This is a genomic window from Mesorhizobium sp. M7A.F.Ce.TU.012.03.2.1 (assembly GCF_004006095.1).
In the GTDB taxonomy this organism is placed as follows: Bacteria; Pseudomonadota; Alphaproteobacteria; order Rhizobiales; family Rhizobiaceae; genus Mesorhizobium.
Window position 1 is genome coordinate 6,385,656 of the sequence record NZ_CP034779.1, and the last position, 15,099, is coordinate 6,400,754.

A 15,099-nucleotide genomic window follows, 5' to 3' on the forward strand; every position below is an offset into this window, starting at 1 on the left:
CCTGTGTCTCCTTCGCCAATTGCGCGCGCTTCACGACCCACCCGCAGACTGCCTTGAAACCTTGCAATCGAGTGGCATGATGCGAATCACTCCGTTGCGATGGGTAGCCCAAAAAGCCAGACAGCGGCCAGAGGTGCAAGTGCATGCGAGGTCAAGATTTGTGATGACCGTTTTGCACAGCGTGGCAGAGACGCCGTGTGCCTGACAATCAAGCCGTGAGCCTTGGCGCGACGCGTCGCTTGCCGCGCAACGATCGAAGCGTCTATCATGTGCTTGATAAGTCGCTGACTTCGGCGTTCTCGCCGGGCTCGGCCACGCAGAATCCCCAGCGGCGAAACCAGCCGGCCGCACAGATTTCTGAACCGATGAAGCAGCGCCCCGCCGATGGCCGACAAAACACAATTCGGGTTGACCGCCGTCGACACCGTTCCCTTGCATGAAAAAGTCTATCTTGAGCTTGTGCGGGCACTGATGTCCGGCCAGTTCACGCCGGGCCAGAAGCTGACATCGCGAAAACTCGCAAGGGAACTCGGCACCAGCGACATGCCGGTGCGCAGCGCCTTCATGCGGCTGCAAGCGCTGCGGGCGCTCAGCCCAATGCCGAACGGCAGCGTCGAAGTGCCGGCAATATCGGCCGACCGGTTTTCGCAATTGACCGCGGTGCGGACTATCCTCGAAGGCTCGGCGACCGAGCTGGCGACAACACGCATCAACGGCAACAATCTGCGCACGATCCGACGCCACGCCACCGAACTGACATTGGCGGCTCGCAAGGGCGATATCGACGATTATCTGCGCAAGAACCACGACTTCAAATTCTCGATCTATCGCCATTGCGGCAACGAGCAGATGATCTTCCTGATCGAGACCGTATGGATGCAGGTCGGCCCGTTTCTCAGGAATCTCGCCACGGGGTTCGAGGATGACCTCGCCTCCATTCTCGACATTGACTTTCACGAGGAAGTCGTAGCGGCGATCGAGGCTCAGGATGGCGAGCGCGCCCGCGCCGCCATCGTGCGCGACATCGACGAAGGCGCCTCGCACATCCTGCAGCAGGCGAGATTTTCGAAGATGAGAAGCTAGAATCGCCGGGCGACAATTGTTCGATCGAAGGCCCAGCCATGTTGTCTCGGTGGCGAACCCAGAACGTCGAATGCCGGTAGTCGGTCAGTGCGAAATTGGCGATAGCAGAAGCCGCGCAAGCTGGCCGTCGATAGGAAAGTGGATTTGCGGCGTGGACAGCATATGGACTACCTCTTTCGTCCGGTCTTCTGCGAACTCGATATCATCTCGCATTTCAACAAGATCGGCCCATTCCTCGACGTCCTTCGCCTCGAGGTTCCCGGCTAGAAAGCGCAAGAGAACGCTTCGAATGTGATCGTAGGTCAGCGTGACCAGCGCAGTTGGATAGTCCCAGGGAAGCGGCGCCAAAAGCTTTTCAAGCTCTGCAACCGGCCGATCTAGCTCAACCAGTGAGCGGATAATAGAACGCCGTTCTTCATCTTTCCTGCTTTCGCCTTGGCGGCGCGGGCGCTTCGGGTGGTTATCAGTCACAATCGCCACACCTCGCCCGCTCTGACCCCAGCCTGTCAGCGGCCCCATGCCAACAATATGACACTCCGAGGGGATTGTTTGAAGGTTGAATTTCAAACTAACCCACAGTTTGAATGCCACTTGGCTTTCCGACCTCTTGCCTCTATGTTGCGATCGCAGATCGCGCAATTGGTTTTGAAATGCCTCCCGACATCCCAGCTAGTGACTTGAAAAAATAAGGAAAAGCGCTTGGCGACAGCCAAGTTTGTTTTCCTAAAACTCACAAGCTATTTTTATCAGGGACAGTGCAGCCGGTCAGGTTGCGGCACCTTCGAAAACCAGAGGTCATAAATTGAGCGATGCAATTGCGGACGTTTTGAACTGGCTTGACAGCAGGACCGACATCCAGAGCCTGAGAGCCGCGGTGTGCGACCTCAACGGCATCATGCGCGGCAAGCGCATTCCCGTCGAGCAGGCAAGAAAGGCGCTGGAAGGCAAGCTGCGCATGCCTTTTTCGCTGATCGGGCTCGATGTGTGGGGCGAGGACATCGAAGGCAACACGCTGGTATTCTCGACCGGCGATGCCGACGGACTGTGCCAGTGGACGGGCCGCGGCATTCTGCCGGTGGCCTGGACGGCGCATCCGACAGCGCTTGTCCCGCTCTGGCTGGCCGACGAAAGCGGCGCGCCCTATCTCGGCGACCCGCGACGGGCGCTGGCCCGCATCCTCGATCGCTACAAGGCCTTGGGCCTGACCCCGGTCGCGGCAACGGAACTCGAATTCTACCTCGTCGATCCGCAATCGCAACGGCCGGTCGGACCGGTCTCCCCGGTGACCGGACGCCGTCTCGATTCCGACGCGGCGCTGTCGATCGACGAGATCGACGACTTCGAATCCTTCATCCATGACGTCTACGAGGCCTGCCGGACGCAAGGCATTCCCGTCGACACGGCCATCGCCGAAAACGGCGTCGGTCAGTTCGAAATCAATCTGAACCATGTCGCGGACGCCTTGCGGGCGGCTGACGATGCGGTGCTGTTCAAGCGCACGGTGAAGGGCATTGCCCGCAAGCACGGCTTTGCCGCCTGCTTCATGGCCAAGCCCTATGGCGACCGCGCAGGCAACGGCTTTCACGTTCATTTCAGCCTGATCGACGGCGAAGGGCGCAACGTCTTCGATGACGGCACCGACCAGGGTTCTGAGACCATGCGCCATGCGGTCGGCGGCCTGCTTGCGGCAATGGCCGAAAGCACGCTGGTGTTCGCGCCGCACTTCAACTCCTACCGCAGGCTGCGCCCGAGATCCTATGCGCCGACCGCAGTCGCCTGGGGTTATGAGAACCGTATGGTGGCGATCCGCATTCCCGGCGGGCCAACCGGTGCGCGCCGCATCGAGCATCGCGTTTCGGGAGCCGACGCCAATCCCTATCTGGTGCTAGCGGCCATATTGGGCGCCGCACTGACGGGCATTGAAAGACAAATATCGCCAGGCGATCCGATCGGCACCGACGGCCAGGGACTCCCGCCGGCAAAGCTGCCGCCGGACTGGGCATCCGCGATCGCCGCCTTCGAGAGCGGGACGCATGTGGCGGAGATTTTTCCAGCCATCCTGCGCGACTCCTTCGTTGCCTGCAAACGCCAGGAATTGAACACGTTCGCGCTCAATGTCAGCGATTTCGAAATCGAGACATACCTCGAAAGTGTTTGAGGCCTGACGGCCCCAGCGGTATTGGTTCCGGCCGATTTTCGAGCAGCCGCAAAGCACTTGCGGTGGGGTCGCTAACCGGGCATAAACATGATGGTTTTTATCATGTTATGGTTGGGATCACAGGGTTTGAACTTCGTTCCGCGCATGGAGAGCAGTATTCAGGGCTTTTCAGTCATTGGCGATCTGAAATGGCATGTCTGGGACGGCGTGGTCGCCGACCTCTGGGATGTCTCATGCGGTGACAAGGCCGAAGGCTATTACGTCTCTCCCGACCCCCGGCTGTTCGTCGCGCTCGATGTGGATGGCGACGGCGCTTTCTTCGTCGAAGGCGCCAAGGGCGAATTGCGCCGCCACGACCAGGCTTTTTCCATGGCCTACATACCGGCCGGCGTGCCGATCCGCGGCCGGGTCGAGGGGCTGCGGCGGATCCGGCATCTCGACCTGCATTTCGACGCCCCAGCGCTGACGCGCCGCTTCGGCCGCAGCCTTGACCACGAGGCCTTGCGGATGTCGCGCTTCCAGTTTCGCGACGACCGGATCGCCATGCTTGCCGGCATGATTGCCGCCGAATGCGGCAACGACCGGCCTCTGCATGATCTCTATGGCGAGGGCTTGCTCAATGCCTTGTTCGCAAGCCTGTTCCAGATAGACCAGCCTGATACCGCCAGGCGACGGTCGCCGCTCTCGCGCCGCAAGCTGCGCCTCGTCACCGACTACATCGACGCGCATTGCCTGGACAGGATCCGGCTTGCCGATCTCGCCGCGCTGACCGGCCTGTCCGAAACCGCGATGAGCCATGCCTTCAAGGCGGCGACGGGCGTGCCGCCGCATCGCTGGCAAATGCAGGCGCGGGTCGACAGGGCCAAGGCGATGATGGCGCGCGACGTCGCTTCACTTGGCGACATCGCCGAGGCAACGGGTTTTTTCGACCAGGCGCACCTGACGCGTGTGTTCAAGTCGATTGTCGGCGTGACACCCGGCGCCTGGATGAGGAGCACCAGTCGCCAGTGACATTTCCGCAACATCATACCGTGATGTCCCTCGTTTGGACAAGAATGGACAAACCGCCCAATTCCGTCCAATGACCCGCAGTTAAGTTGAGGTAAATGATCAAGTATCTCAATGTCGACAGGCGGGGACTTTCCTGATGAGCAGAACTTACCGGATGAAGGCGCTTCTGGCGGCCAGCGTCGCCGCAGCCGCGATGATCCCGCCAATGGCCGCGTTCGCGCAGTCGGTGCAAACCAGCACCCAGCTTGAACCGGTGGTGGTCGAGGGCGAGGCCGGCGACGGCGCGACCGGACCGGTTAAAGGCGTCGTCGCCAAAAAAAGCAGGACCGGCTCCAAGACGGCGACCGACATCAAGGATATCCCGCAATCCGTGTCGGTGGTCGGCCGTCAAGAGATCGACGACCAGGGCGCACAGAAGGCCGACGAAGCCTTGCGCTACACGGCCGGCGTCTTCGCGCAGCCCTTCGGCCCCGACAGCGACACCAACTGGCTGTACATCCGTGGTTTCCAGGCGACGGCCACCGGCACCTACATGGATGGGCTGCAGCTGTTCAGCTACGGCTTCGGCGGCTTTTATGTCGACAGCTTCGGGTTGGAGCGCATCGAGGTGCTGAAGGGACCGGCCTCCGTACTCTACGGCGGCAGTAATCCCGGTGGCCTGGTCAACTATGTCAGCAAGCGGCCGGACTTCGAACGCACGCGCTATGTCGAGACCGGCGTCAACGACGCAGGCAATGTCTATCTCGGCTTCGACATCGGCGACGTGGCCAAGGATGGCGCGGTCAGCTACCGGATGACGGGCAAGGTCGCCGGCGGCGATACCTACAGCGACCTGCAAAATGGCTGGCGCGGCTTCATCTCGCCAAGTATTACGTGGAAGCCGGACGAAGCAACCACGCTGACCATCCTGGCCAATTACAGCCACATCGACGAAAACCACAATGGCGGCAGCTTCCTGCCCTATAGCGGGACGGTGACGGACCACATTGTGGACGGCGTGAATTATGGCCGCATCGACCCGGATGCGAATTTCACCGAGCCGAGCGTCGATCTCTACAAGCGGGAACAGGGCTCGATAGGCTACGAGTTCGAACACACATTCGACAATGACTGGACGGTGCGCTCCAACACTCGATTTAGTGCCGCTTCCATCAACGAAGTCAGCGTCTACCCCAATGGCTGGTCCCGAGATACGAATCCTGCAGCGAGCCCCAGTGCGCTGGATCGCATCAATTTCGACCATGACACCGACGCGATGACATTCCTGTCGGACCTGCAGATCGAGGGCAAGGTGGAGACCGGGCCAGTCGAACACACGCTGCTGGCCGTCATCGACTACAAATATTACAACATCGACCAAGTGCAGTCGTCGGCGGAATTTGGGCTTACTCCGCCAATCGACGCGTTCGACCCCGTCTACGGTTCGCCGCTGACGCCCCGCGTCAGCTATCTTAACCAGGACCTGACGCAGAAGCAGCTCGGTTTCTATGCGCAAGACCAATTGCGTTTCGGCGATGGCTGGCTGGTGACGCTGAATGGGCGATATGATCGCGGCTGGCTCGATGCCGACAATCGCCCGACCTATTACACGGAGAAATTCAATCTCCCGGTCATTGATTTGAGCCAGACCGTCGGCGACATCTCCGGGCGAGCTGGGCTGGCCTATGAATTCGACAACGGCGTCACCCCCTATGTCAGTTTTGCCACCTTCTTCAACCCAATCATCGGAACGACTGCGACCGGCGACTTGTTCAAGCCGGAGACAGGCCAGCAATACGAGGTTGGGGTCAAATATGTGCCGACCTTCATCGACGGCCTGTTCACCGTGTCGCTCTTCGACCTCACCCGTCAAAATGTGGCTTCGAACGTTGACGCATTCGCGCAGATCCAGACCGGCGAAGTACGCTCGCGGGGCATCGAACTCGAAGGCAAGGTAAATGTCACCGAGGACTTCCGGGTGACGGGCGCATTCACTGCCTACGACATCAAGATCCTCAAGGACGTGGACGCATTCAAGGACGATACCGGTATCTCGGTGATCGGCAAAACGCCCTTCATCGTGCCCGAAGTCATGGCTTCCGCCTCGGTCGACTATACGTTCCGCGGCGACTGGTATGACGGCATCTCGATCGGCGGCGGCCTGCGTTATGTTGGCTCTTCGTGGGCCGACAATGAGAACACGGCCAAAGTGCCGGCGGTCACGCTGGCCGATCTGAAACTCGGCTACGAGAAGGAGAATTGGGGGATCGATCTCAACATCACCAACCTCTTCGACAAGACCTATGTGTCGAGCTGCCAGACGACGCTGACCTGTTCCTATGGCGAAGGCCGCTCGTTCAAGCTGAAGGCGCATACGACTTGGTAGTCGACTTGGTTACAGCTTGCCAAACAAGCCAGTGATGATCCATCTGCCCAACAGAAGGCAGGTGCTTGCGCTGGCGGCCGCGGCATTGCTGCCACCGGTCGCCGCCAGGGCTGCTACACCACGCGTTGCAGCGATCGACTGGGGCATGCTGGAGACGTTGCTGGCACTCGGCATCGAGCCGGTGGCGGCGACCGAACTGATCCAGTTTCGCAAGATCGCGGTCGAGCCGGCAGTGCCCCAATCGGTGACCGATCTCGGGCTGCGCGGCGCGCCCAATTACGAGCTGCTGCGCATCGTCGCGCCTGATGTCATCGTGATCTCCAATTTCTACGAATACCAGCGCCCGATGCTCGAACGCATCGCGCCGGTGTTTGCGCAAACGGTCTACGAGGCCGGCGTGCCGCCTTATGTGCTCGCCGAGGCAGCGACACTGGCGCTTGGCGAAAAGCTGGGGCGGCAGGCCGAGGCGGAGCGCTATACCGACGAGACCGCTGATGAAATCGCGCGGCTGCGCGGCACCTTGCCGCGCGCTTCCGGGCGTCCGGTCTTCGTCATCAGCCTAGGCGATAGCAGGCATTTTCGCGCCTTTGGCCGCGACTCCATGTTCGGCGATGTGCTGACGCTTCTCGGCCTGGTCAATGCATGGACCGACGAGACGAGCTACAGCGCGGCGGCACCCGTCGGACTGGAGGCGCTGGCGCGCGTGCCCGAGGCGTCGATCCTGATCGTTTCGCCACTGCCGGCGGATGTCGGGCGTTCGCTTCCGACAAATGCCTTGTGGAACGCTCTGCCGGCGGTGCGCCAGAACCGCGTTGCCGTCCTGGAGCCGGTCAACCACTTTGGCTGCCTGCCATCGGCACGCCGCTTCGCGCGCCTGGCGACGGCAGCTATTGCCGGGCAAAGCCATGGCTGAGCGCGCAGTCGGCCACCGCGCCACGACGAGTGCCGCGCTGTCGCCAATCGCCCTGTGGAGCTTCCTGGCGGCGCTGGCAGCGCTCCTGTTCGCATGGCGGGTCGGCATGCAGTGGCCGGCCGCGCCGCCGGGCGACGGCATTGATCTCGATCGTGTCATCCTGCTCTACAGCACGTTGCCGCGCGCCGCCGTGGCGGTGCTGGCCGGCGCCGTGCTCGGCCTGTCCGGCCTGCTGTTGCAGCATGTGCTGCGCAACCCGCTGGCCGAACCGTCGACGCTCGGTATTTCGGCTGGTGCGCAACTGGCGATGACGATCGCCTCGCTTTACGCACCGCTGCTGATGGAGCGGTCGCAGGGCCTGGTCGCCTTCGCCGGTGGCATCGCCGCGGTGCTGCTGGTGCTGGCATTGACCTGGCGGCGCGGGCTGGAGCCGGTGTCGGTCATGCTCGCCGGGATGATGGTGGCGCTGACCGCCAGTTCCGTCAGCGCAGCACTGATCCTCGCCAATGGCGATTACCTGTTTTCGCTGTTCATCTGGGGCGGCGGATCGCTGGTCCAGCAGGACTGGGAGCCGACCATCGCGCTGACGGTCAGGCTGGTGGCCGGCGCGGTTGCCGCATTGATGCTGCTGCGGCCGCTGACCATTCTTGGTCTCGACGATGCCTCGGCACGCGGCCTGGGCGTCGCCCGTCACTCAAGCCGCTTTCTCATCATCGCGCTTGCCGTGTGGATGGCGACGTCAGTCGCGGCAGAGGTTGGCGTCATCGGGTTCGTCGGTCTTGCAGCGCCGGCGCTGGCCACGCTTTCGGGCGCCCGCACACTGCGCCAAAAACTGATCGCCGCGCCGCTGATCGGCGCCGTGCTGCTGTGGCTGACGGACGGGCTGGTACAGCTGGCCGCCGGTTCCGGTGGCGAACGCATTCCGACCGGCGCCGGCACCGCCCTGTTAGGCGGCCCGCTGCTGCTGTGGCTGTTGCCGCGGCTGCGCCTTTTCGAGTGGCCGCATCTCGGTTCGAATGGTACCGCACCGCGCAAGGCCAGCCGGCCCTGGCTGATCATCCTGCTTCTGTTTGCGCTGGCGCTTGTCGCTGCCACCGTGGCGCTTGTCGTCGGGCGCGGTCCGGACGGCTGGACTATTGCTGGGGGAGACCTGTTAACCGATCTCGCCGCGTGGCGTGCGCCGCGGATCGGCGTGGCGGCCGCCGCCGGCGCCATGCTCTCGGCCGCCGGCGTCGTCATCCAGCGGGTCACCGGCAACCCGCTGGCGAGCCCCGAAGTGCTTGGCGTCGGCACCGGCGCCGGTGCCGGCCTGACAGCCGTGCTGATGGTCAGCGCCACGGCCGATCTCGGCTGGCAGCTCGCCGGCTCAGCCCTGGGCTCACTGGTGGCCTTGATTGCCATGCTGGCCCTTGCCGCACGAGCAAAGTTCGGTGCCGAGCGGCTGCTGCTTGCCGGGATCGCCATGAGCGCGCTCTGCAGCGCTGCGATCACCGCGACGATCGCCATGGGCAACGCGCAGTCCTACATCCTGTTGCGCTGGCTGAGCGGCTCGACCGGCCAGGCGTCGACGCTCGATGCAGGGCTGGCACTCGCCTGTCTGTTGCCGCTGACATTGCCGCTGTTTCTTGCCGCCCGCTGGCTGGACATCCTGCCGCTCGGGTCCGACAGCGCACGCGGGCTGGGCGTGCCGGTCGCCGGCGGACGGCTGATGCTGATCATCGTTGCCGCGCTGCTGACCGCGCTGGCCGCCATGGTCGTCGGGCCATTGAGCTTCGTCGGCCTGATCGCGCCACACCTTGCCCGTCTGGTCGGCTTTTCCCGCGCCCGCGTCCATCTCGCCGGAGCGATGCTTCTGGGCGCCTTGCTGATGATCGTATCGGACTGGCTGTCGCGCATGGCGGCCTTTCCCTACGAACTGCCCGCCGGCCTGTTCGCTTCGCTGCTTGGCGGGCCGTATCTCGTCTACCTGCTTGCCAAGGGCGTGCCGCGCCAGGGCTGACGGGTTCCGAAATGCTATGAGGTTCTATCCATAGGGCTAGGCCAGTGCGGCCAAGCTGGCGCGCATCGATCGGTCATGTTCCGGCAGCCGTGATACGGTCGGCAGGCCGCGGGCTTCCTGGGCACCAAAGCCCAACCGTGTCAGACAGGCTCGCGCCAAGGCCGCATTGCTGTCGATGACGACCAATCCATTGAGACCGTTGAGGCTGGCGGCCACCACCGACAGTTCGGTGCAGCCGAGCAGGGCTGCATCGGCGCCGGCCGCTTGCGCGATGTCGAGCGCGCGCTCGGTTTCAACCGCCGCATCCGCGATCGAACCCGCCTTGACGAGGCTGATCGCGCTGTCGACGCAGGCCTGAAACTCGGTGTTCGCGGGAAGGCAGAGCTCAAATCCCGCTGCCGACATCCTGTCCTGATAGAAGCCGGAGACCAGCGTGCCTTGAGTGGCGAGAACAGCAACCCGGCCCTGATCCAGGCTGCGACGCGTCTCCGTCACCACAGCGTCTCCGATATGGATGATTTCCGCGTGCGAATTCGCCGCCAGTTGGCCGTACCAATGGTGGGCGGTGTTGCACGGCATCGCGATGCGGGCGACGCCGAGCGCATTGAGCGTCGCGACCGCGGCTTTCAAAGGCGCCAGCGGCCCGTCATGGCCGGCAAGGATCGCTTCGGTCCTGTCGGGCAGCTGCGGGACACTGAGGATCACCGCAGGCACATGTTCGTTGTCTCTGAGCGCCTGGGTCATCCGGGTCAGCTTGAAGTAGAAATCAGCCGAAGCAAGCGGCCCAAGACCGCCGATAATGCCGAGCTGGGGACGGATGCTGTCGTCGATCATCTGACAGGCTCGGCTTCGAGCTGGTCCGAGGCGGCGTCAGGCTGCGTCGTCTCCCTGTGGCTGGGAGCGATCATTGCCGTGCTCGCCGCGACGGTGCAGACGCTGGCCAGCGTCATGAACGTGTCGACGGCTGCATCCACCGCGACGAACAGGACGAACGCCGCCTCGAAGGGAAGCTTCAGGTAGCCGCAGACGATGGACATCTGGGACAGGATGAGCAGGCTGCCCATGCCGCCGGTGGTGAGCGCGAGAAGCGCTGAGATGATGCCGACGAGCACGAGGTCCGAGACTGCAAGCTGGTGGCCGTAAAGCTGGGCGATGAACAGCGCACCCGAGGTGTAGAGCAGCGCTGGGCCTGTACGCAGCAATGCCGCCTGCAGCGGCACGAGCAGTTCGACCACCACCAGGCTGAACCGCAGGCGCTCGCTCAAAAGGTTGATGACCCACGGCAGCGAGGCGACCGTAGAGCGTGTCGTGATGGCCACCATGAGAAGGGGCTGGCAGGTCTTGATCGTGGTCCAGTAGCTTCGTCGCGACCGGATGGCGATAATGGCAAAAGCCCCGGCGACGAATATGAGGCAGGAAAGGCCCATCACCAGCAGGTAACCGCCCATCAGCGTGAGCGGCTTGGTTCCGGTCGACGCGGTCTGGTCCGCGATCAGGATGAAGGTTGCAAAGGGCAACCCCCAGATGAACCAGTTGGTGAGCACCGTGCAGGCCCGGTAGACCGCGTTGAGCGCCTGGGTCAGGCTCATGGACGAAGGCTGGGGAATCTTTCCCATCGCGAGCCCGAAAAGCAGGCAGAACAGCAAAACCTGGATGGTCTGGCCCGAGGCCAGCGCGTTGAAGACGTTGTTCGGCACCAGGTCGAGCAGGATCGAGTGCCCGCCATTGGGGTCGCCATTGGAGGGCGGCGGCTGGAACGGGAAGGCGAGATCGGTGGACACGCTGCCTTGCGAATTGATGAACTCGCCAAGCTCGATGCGCGACTGCGGATTCTCGATCTGGCCCGGCTGCAGGATCAACGACAAGGTGCCGCTCACCAGCACGCTCAGGAACGACACGACCAGCACGGCCATACCTACCTTGCCGAGGTAGCGGACCGATTTGGGATCCTGGACCATTGCCGTGATGGAGAAGATGACCGACGAGACCAAATAGGGCAGGACGACCATCTTGAGGAAATTCAGGTAGAGCTGTGCGACAGGGCTGATCGCATGGGCAAAGTCTGGATAGTAGAGGCCGCACAATATCCCTGCAGCAATCATCACAATCGTCGTCACCGGAGATCGCAGGATACGCCTTGCCGCGAGGCGCCAGTCGAAAGGCAGGGGTCCGGCTACCTCGGAGATGGCCATGTCAGGCTTTGCTCCCCAGGCGATAGCGGGCGATGATCTCATCCGTGTTGAGAATCTGCTGACCCCGCGCGAGATCGAGATAGAGATCGACAAAGGCCGCGAGGTGCGGATTGTCGGGCCGCACGCCGACTGCGATCGTATCGACCTTGTCGGTCAGCGTGATCGAGCGCGCGACGACCGTCATCGACGGATCGTCGACCATCAGCTTCTTGATCTCGAAATCATCGCGATAGGCCATGTCGATCGTCCCGTTTCGGATCGCATCGATGATCAGATCCCAGCTTGCCAGGCGGTGGATTTGCGCATGCGGGAAGGTCGTGGCCGCATAGGTGGCGAATGAAGAGCCCTCGATCACGCCAAGATCGCCTGAGAAATCACGGACGATCTGTTCGGCCGGTTTGCCTTGCGCGATACGCGCCAGGTTGAGGCGGTTGGCGATCAGCCCTTGTCGCAGCATGGCGTAGGGGCGGGAATATATGATCGACCGGCCGCGCTGAAGCGTCCGGCTAAGCTTGCCAATCGCCATGTCGGCCTGTCCGGAACTGACCTGTCTGACGATATCGTCGAACGTTGCGGCGGATCGGTCGAATACCGGCTCGACGCCAAGGGCCGCGGCGATGCCGTGGGCCAACTCCATGTCTATGCCATCGTCCCCCGATCCGTCGGACGGAAAGAACGGATTGGAAGCGAAGGCCGGCATTGCGATGCGCAATGCATCGCCGCTCGCGATAGGTTGAGGGGCGTTCTCCGCCTGCTGTCCCGGAGTGCTGGCTGCGCGGGCTTGCGAGATCAGCAACCCGCCGCTCCCGGCCGCAAGCAGTGTACGACGTGTAACCGACATGCGCGTTCTCAATTAACCCGGGAAAGCTGCAACATGCACAACCCGCGTTAAACAAACGTATATATTACACTGTGCCTTTTTATGTATTGGACAAGCAGCTTAGCGCCACAAAATATCAGCATTGCCTAATATATAGGAAAAGCGGAAGGATCGCGTTGCTTCCCGCCGGGCGATCGTCTGGATTGTCAAAACGTCTCGACCCAAGGCCGTAACTCAAGCTCCGAGCTCCAGGCGCTGCGATGCTGGCGATGGACCGCGAGATAGGCCTCGGCGATGGCATCCGGCGACAGGCGGCGGTCCTGTAGGTCGGGATCGGCTGCCTGTCCGGGCGGCGCGATCTGGCCGTCGAGAATGAAATGGGCGACGTGGATGTTCTGCGGGGCGAGTTCGCGGGCCATGGACTGCGCCAGGCCGCGCAGGCCGAATTTCGGCAGGGCAAAGCCGGCCGAGCCGGGAAAGCCCTTCACACTGGCGGTGGCGCCGGTGAACAGGATCGAACCGGATCCCCGGACAAGCAGCCGGCGCGCCGCCTGCTGGCCGACCAGGAAGCCGCCATAGGCGCCGACCAGCAATGCCTGTTTGACCGCTTCCGCATCGAGCTCGGCGATCGGGCCGCGGGTGCGTGCGCTGGCGTTGAACACCACGAGCGCCAGCGTGCCGGCCTTGTCGGCGGTGTCGAACAGCCTGGCGACGGACGCAGCGTCGGCGACATCCGTCTCAACGGCCAGAGCACCGGTTTCGTCGATCAGAGCGCTGAGCTTCTCGACGTTGCGAGCGGCCAGAACCACGCGAATGCCTTCGCGGGTGAGAAGGCGCGCAAGCGAGGCGCTCAGACCAGCGCCCGCGCCTGCAATAACGGCCACATCGGATGAGGTCATGATTTTCTCTCCCTTGCGGATTTCGGCGGAAGCGTTCGCCAGATCAGACAAGGTCGCGCCTTCGGGGCTGACAGGCAAGAGGTGGCATCTCGGTGGCTGTTGAACCAGACGGGCTGCAGAAACGACGTTGCGCGGTCCAACATCGCCTGTGGAGCTACGAAAGCCGCTCGGCCTTCAGCACCGAGACCGCCACTTCGAAAGGGACAAGGCTTGGACCTTGCCCGCCGCCCGGATTCATTAGACCAACATTTTGGCGGTAGAATCGTCAGGTTTCGCAAAGCTGTCGGCGATCTCATCAATGGGACTGGAGCGTGGTCCCGAAAAGTGGGAAACGGTTTCGGAAAGATTATGCTCAACAAGGAAACGATTATGGAACCAATCTGGGCCGTCGGCCTGATGACCGGCACGGTGCTGGACGGCAACATCGACGTCGCGCTGATCAAGACCGACGGCGAACGTATCGAGGATTTCGGCACCTATCGGCTGATGCCCTATCCTCCGTCGATCCGCTCCCTGCTGGAAGAGACGCTGACGGAGGCGCGGGCGTGGAACTTTGACGGGCCGGAGCCGGCGATCTTCCGCACCGCGGAGGAAGCCCTGACGCGTGCCCAGTCAGCAGCCGTCAAGGAATTGGTCGAAGGCTATGGCATGACGATGGCCGATATCGGCGTCGTCGGTTTTCACGGCCAGACCGTTCTGCATCGCGCGCCGCAGGTTGGACGGCTGGGCCAGACAAGGCAACTCGGCGATGGTGAGCTGATGCATGCCATATTGGGTACCAAGGTCGCTTACGATTTCCGCTCGGCCGACATGCGCGCCGGGGGGCAAGGCGCGCCGCTGGCCGCGGTCTATCACACGGCGTTGATGCGCGGCGCCGGCGCCAATGGCGAGGTGGCCGTACTCAATCTCGGCGGCGTCGCCAACATCACCTGGTGGGATGGCGCCGACAATGTCGTTGCCTTCGACACCGGCCCCGCCAACGCGCCGCTGAACGATTTCATCAAGTCGAAGGGGCTCGGCGAGATGGACCGCGACGGCGCGCTCGGCGGTGCGGGCAAGGTGGACGAGGCGCGGCTGGCCAAGCTGCTGCAGCACCCCTATCTCACCAAGCCCTATCCCAAATCGCTGGACCGTTTCGACTTCGGCGCCGCCATGGCGGACGGGCTGGATGCGGAGGATGGCGCGGCACTGCTGACCGCCTTTACCGCTGGAGCCGTCGGCAAGGCACTCGACCTCTTACCAAGCCGTCCGAAAAAACTGGTGGTCAGCGGCGGCGGCCGCCACAACCCGACCATGATGGCGATGCTGACCAGCCGTGCCGGCGTCGAAGTGGTGCAGGCCGAGAGCCTCGGCTGGAGCGGCGACGCGGTCGAGGCGGAGTGTTTTGCGTTCCTCGCGGTGCGCGTGCTGCGCGGCCTGCCGATCAGCTTTCCGAGCACGACCGGCGCACCGCGGCCGATGCAGGGCGGAAAACTCGCCGGTTAGAGCCTCTTCCATCCCGGAACGGGATGGGATGACCTTTCCCGCCCGGCCGACTTTCAGGCGATGCGGCTTTTTGCTCAGGTTTTGCAGTCGAAAGGTCTTCGGAATAGTCGAAAAGCTTTTCCGCCGGGACCCACTGTCATCCAACCGTTAAGAAGAATTAATACAAGACAACAG

Annotated in this window: 12 protein-coding genes; 7 read left to right on the forward strand and 5 right to left on the reverse strand. The window is 62.8% G+C overall.

The features are described 5' to 3' along the window. Nucleotides 1-384: 384 nt before the first annotated feature. Nucleotides 385-1,083 carry a GntR family transcriptional regulator gene (locus EJ079_RS31670; protein ID WP_127811079.1) on the forward strand — a complete coding sequence of 233 codons (699 nt, stop codon included), beginning with the start codon at nucleotides 385-387 and terminating at the stop codon, nucleotides 1,081-1,083. Nucleotides 1,084-1,167: 84 nt separating this feature from the next. Here the strand turns inward: EJ079_RS31670 and EJ079_RS31675 are convergent, their stop codons facing one another. Then, the gene (locus tag EJ079_RS31675; protein WP_127811080.1) at nucleotides 1,168-1,674 is read right to left on the reverse strand and encodes a hypothetical protein; all 507 of its coding nucleotides are present in this window, start codon (nucleotides 1,672-1,674) and stop codon (nucleotides 1,168-1,170) included. Between the two features lie 211 nt (nucleotides 1,675-1,885). Between EJ079_RS31675 and EJ079_RS31680 the strand changes: the two genes are divergently transcribed. The 5 genes from EJ079_RS31680 (at nucleotide 1,886) to fhuB (ending at nucleotide 9,529) form a co-directional block, all read left to right on the forward strand. Further along, nucleotides 1,886-3,241 carry a glutamine synthetase family protein gene (locus tag EJ079_RS31680; protein ID WP_127268594.1) on the forward strand — a complete coding sequence of 452 codons (1,356 nt, stop codon included), beginning with the start codon at nucleotides 1,886-1,888 and terminating at the stop codon, nucleotides 3,239-3,241. A gap of 126 nt (nucleotides 3,242-3,367) precedes the next feature. Beyond that, nucleotides 3,368-4,252, forward strand: coding sequence for an AraC family transcriptional regulator (locus tag EJ079_RS31685; RefSeq protein WP_164873889.1), 885 nt, complete (start codon nucleotides 3,368-3,370; stop codon nucleotides 4,250-4,252). A gap of 136 nt (nucleotides 4,253-4,388) precedes the next feature. Beyond that, complete coding sequence (locus tag EJ079_RS31690; protein WP_245481768.1) at nucleotides 4,389-6,617, forward strand: TonB-dependent siderophore receptor; 2,229 nt, start codon at nucleotides 4,389-4,391, stop codon at nucleotides 6,615-6,617. A 34-nt stretch (nucleotides 6,618-6,651) separates the two neighbouring features. Further along, complete coding sequence (locus EJ079_RS31695) at nucleotides 6,652-7,530, forward strand: ABC transporter substrate-binding protein (RefSeq protein WP_127811424.1); 879 nt, start codon at nucleotides 6,652-6,654, stop codon at nucleotides 7,528-7,530. Then, nucleotides 7,523-9,529, forward strand: a complete 2,007-nt coding sequence (gene fhuB, locus EJ079_RS31700) for a Fe(3+)-hydroxamate ABC transporter permease FhuB (protein WP_127811081.1) — start codon at nucleotides 7,523-7,525, stop codon at nucleotides 9,527-9,529. Before EJ079_RS31695 ends, fhuB begins: the two co-directional genes overlap by 8 nt. A 36-nt stretch (nucleotides 9,530-9,565) precedes the next feature. On the opposite strand, the gene EJ079_RS31705 is transcribed toward fhuB, so the two are convergent. The 4 genes from EJ079_RS31705 to EJ079_RS31720 all read right to left on the reverse strand — a co-directional run bounded on the left by EJ079_RS31705 (nucleotide 9,566) and on the right by EJ079_RS31720 (nucleotide 13,440). Then, nucleotides 9,566-10,363: an amino acid racemase gene (locus EJ079_RS31705; RefSeq protein WP_127811082.1), complete on the reverse strand. Its 798-nt coding sequence runs from the start codon at nucleotides 10,361-10,363 to the stop codon at nucleotides 9,566-9,568. Next, entirely contained in the window at nucleotides 10,360-11,721 is a 1,362-nt protein-coding gene (locus EJ079_RS31710) for a cation:dicarboxylase symporter family transporter (RefSeq protein ID WP_127268227.1), read from the reverse strand. The genes EJ079_RS31705 and EJ079_RS31710 overlap by 4 nt, the downstream gene beginning before the upstream one ends. A 1-nt stretch (nucleotide 11,722) precedes the next feature. Next, complete coding sequence (locus EJ079_RS31715; protein ID WP_164873890.1) at nucleotides 11,723-12,562, reverse strand: transporter substrate-binding domain-containing protein; 840 nt, start codon at nucleotides 12,560-12,562, stop codon at nucleotides 11,723-11,725. Nucleotides 12,563-12,747: 185 nt separating this feature from the next. Further along, complete coding sequence (locus EJ079_RS31720; protein WP_127811083.1) at nucleotides 12,748-13,440, reverse strand: SDR family NAD(P)-dependent oxidoreductase; 693 nt, start codon at nucleotides 13,438-13,440, stop codon at nucleotides 12,748-12,750. A 369-nt stretch (nucleotides 13,441-13,809) separates the two neighbouring features. Between EJ079_RS31720 and EJ079_RS31725 the strand changes: the two genes are divergently transcribed. Then, nucleotides 13,810-14,925, forward strand: coding sequence for an anhydro-N-acetylmuramic acid kinase (locus EJ079_RS31725; protein ID WP_127811084.1), 1,116 nt, complete (start codon nucleotides 13,810-13,812; stop codon nucleotides 14,923-14,925). The last annotated feature ends 174 nt before the right edge of the window (nucleotides 14,926-15,099 follow it).

Excerpts from the sequence above, each read along its gene's own strand:
- EJ079_RS31670 (WP_127811079.1), top strand. The coding sequence starts at position 385 with ATGGCCGACAAAACACAATTCGGGTTGACCGCCGTCGACACCGTTCCC.
- EJ079_RS31690 (WP_245481768.1), top strand. The coding sequence starts at position 4,389 with ATGAGCAGAACTTACCGGATGAAGGCGCTTCTGGCGGCCAGCGTCGCC.
- EJ079_RS31695 (WP_127811424.1), top strand. The coding sequence starts at position 6,652 with ATGATCCATCTGCCCAACAGAAGGCAGGTGCTTGCGCTGGCGGCCGCG.
- fhuB (WP_127811081.1), top strand. The coding sequence starts at position 7,523 with ATGGCTGAGCGCGCAGTCGGCCACCGCGCCACGACGAGTGCCGCGCTG.
- EJ079_RS31705 (WP_127811082.1), bottom strand. The coding sequence starts at position 10,363 with ATGATCGACGACAGCATCCGTCCCCAGCTCGGCATTATCGGCGGTCTT.
- EJ079_RS31710 (WP_127268227.1), bottom strand. The coding sequence starts at position 11,721 with ATGGCCATCTCCGAGGTAGCCGGACCCCTGCCTTTCGACTGGCGCCTC.
- EJ079_RS31715 (WP_164873890.1), bottom strand. The coding sequence starts at position 12,562 with ATGTCGGTTACACGTCGTACACTGCTTGCGGCCGGGAGCGGCGGGTTG.
- EJ079_RS31720 (WP_127811083.1), bottom strand. The coding sequence starts at position 13,440 with ATGACCTCATCCGATGTGGCCGTTATTGCAGGCGCGGGCGCTGGTCTG.
- EJ079_RS31725 (WP_127811084.1), top strand. The coding sequence starts at position 13,810 with ATGGAACCAATCTGGGCCGTCGGCCTGATGACCGGCACGGTGCTGGAC.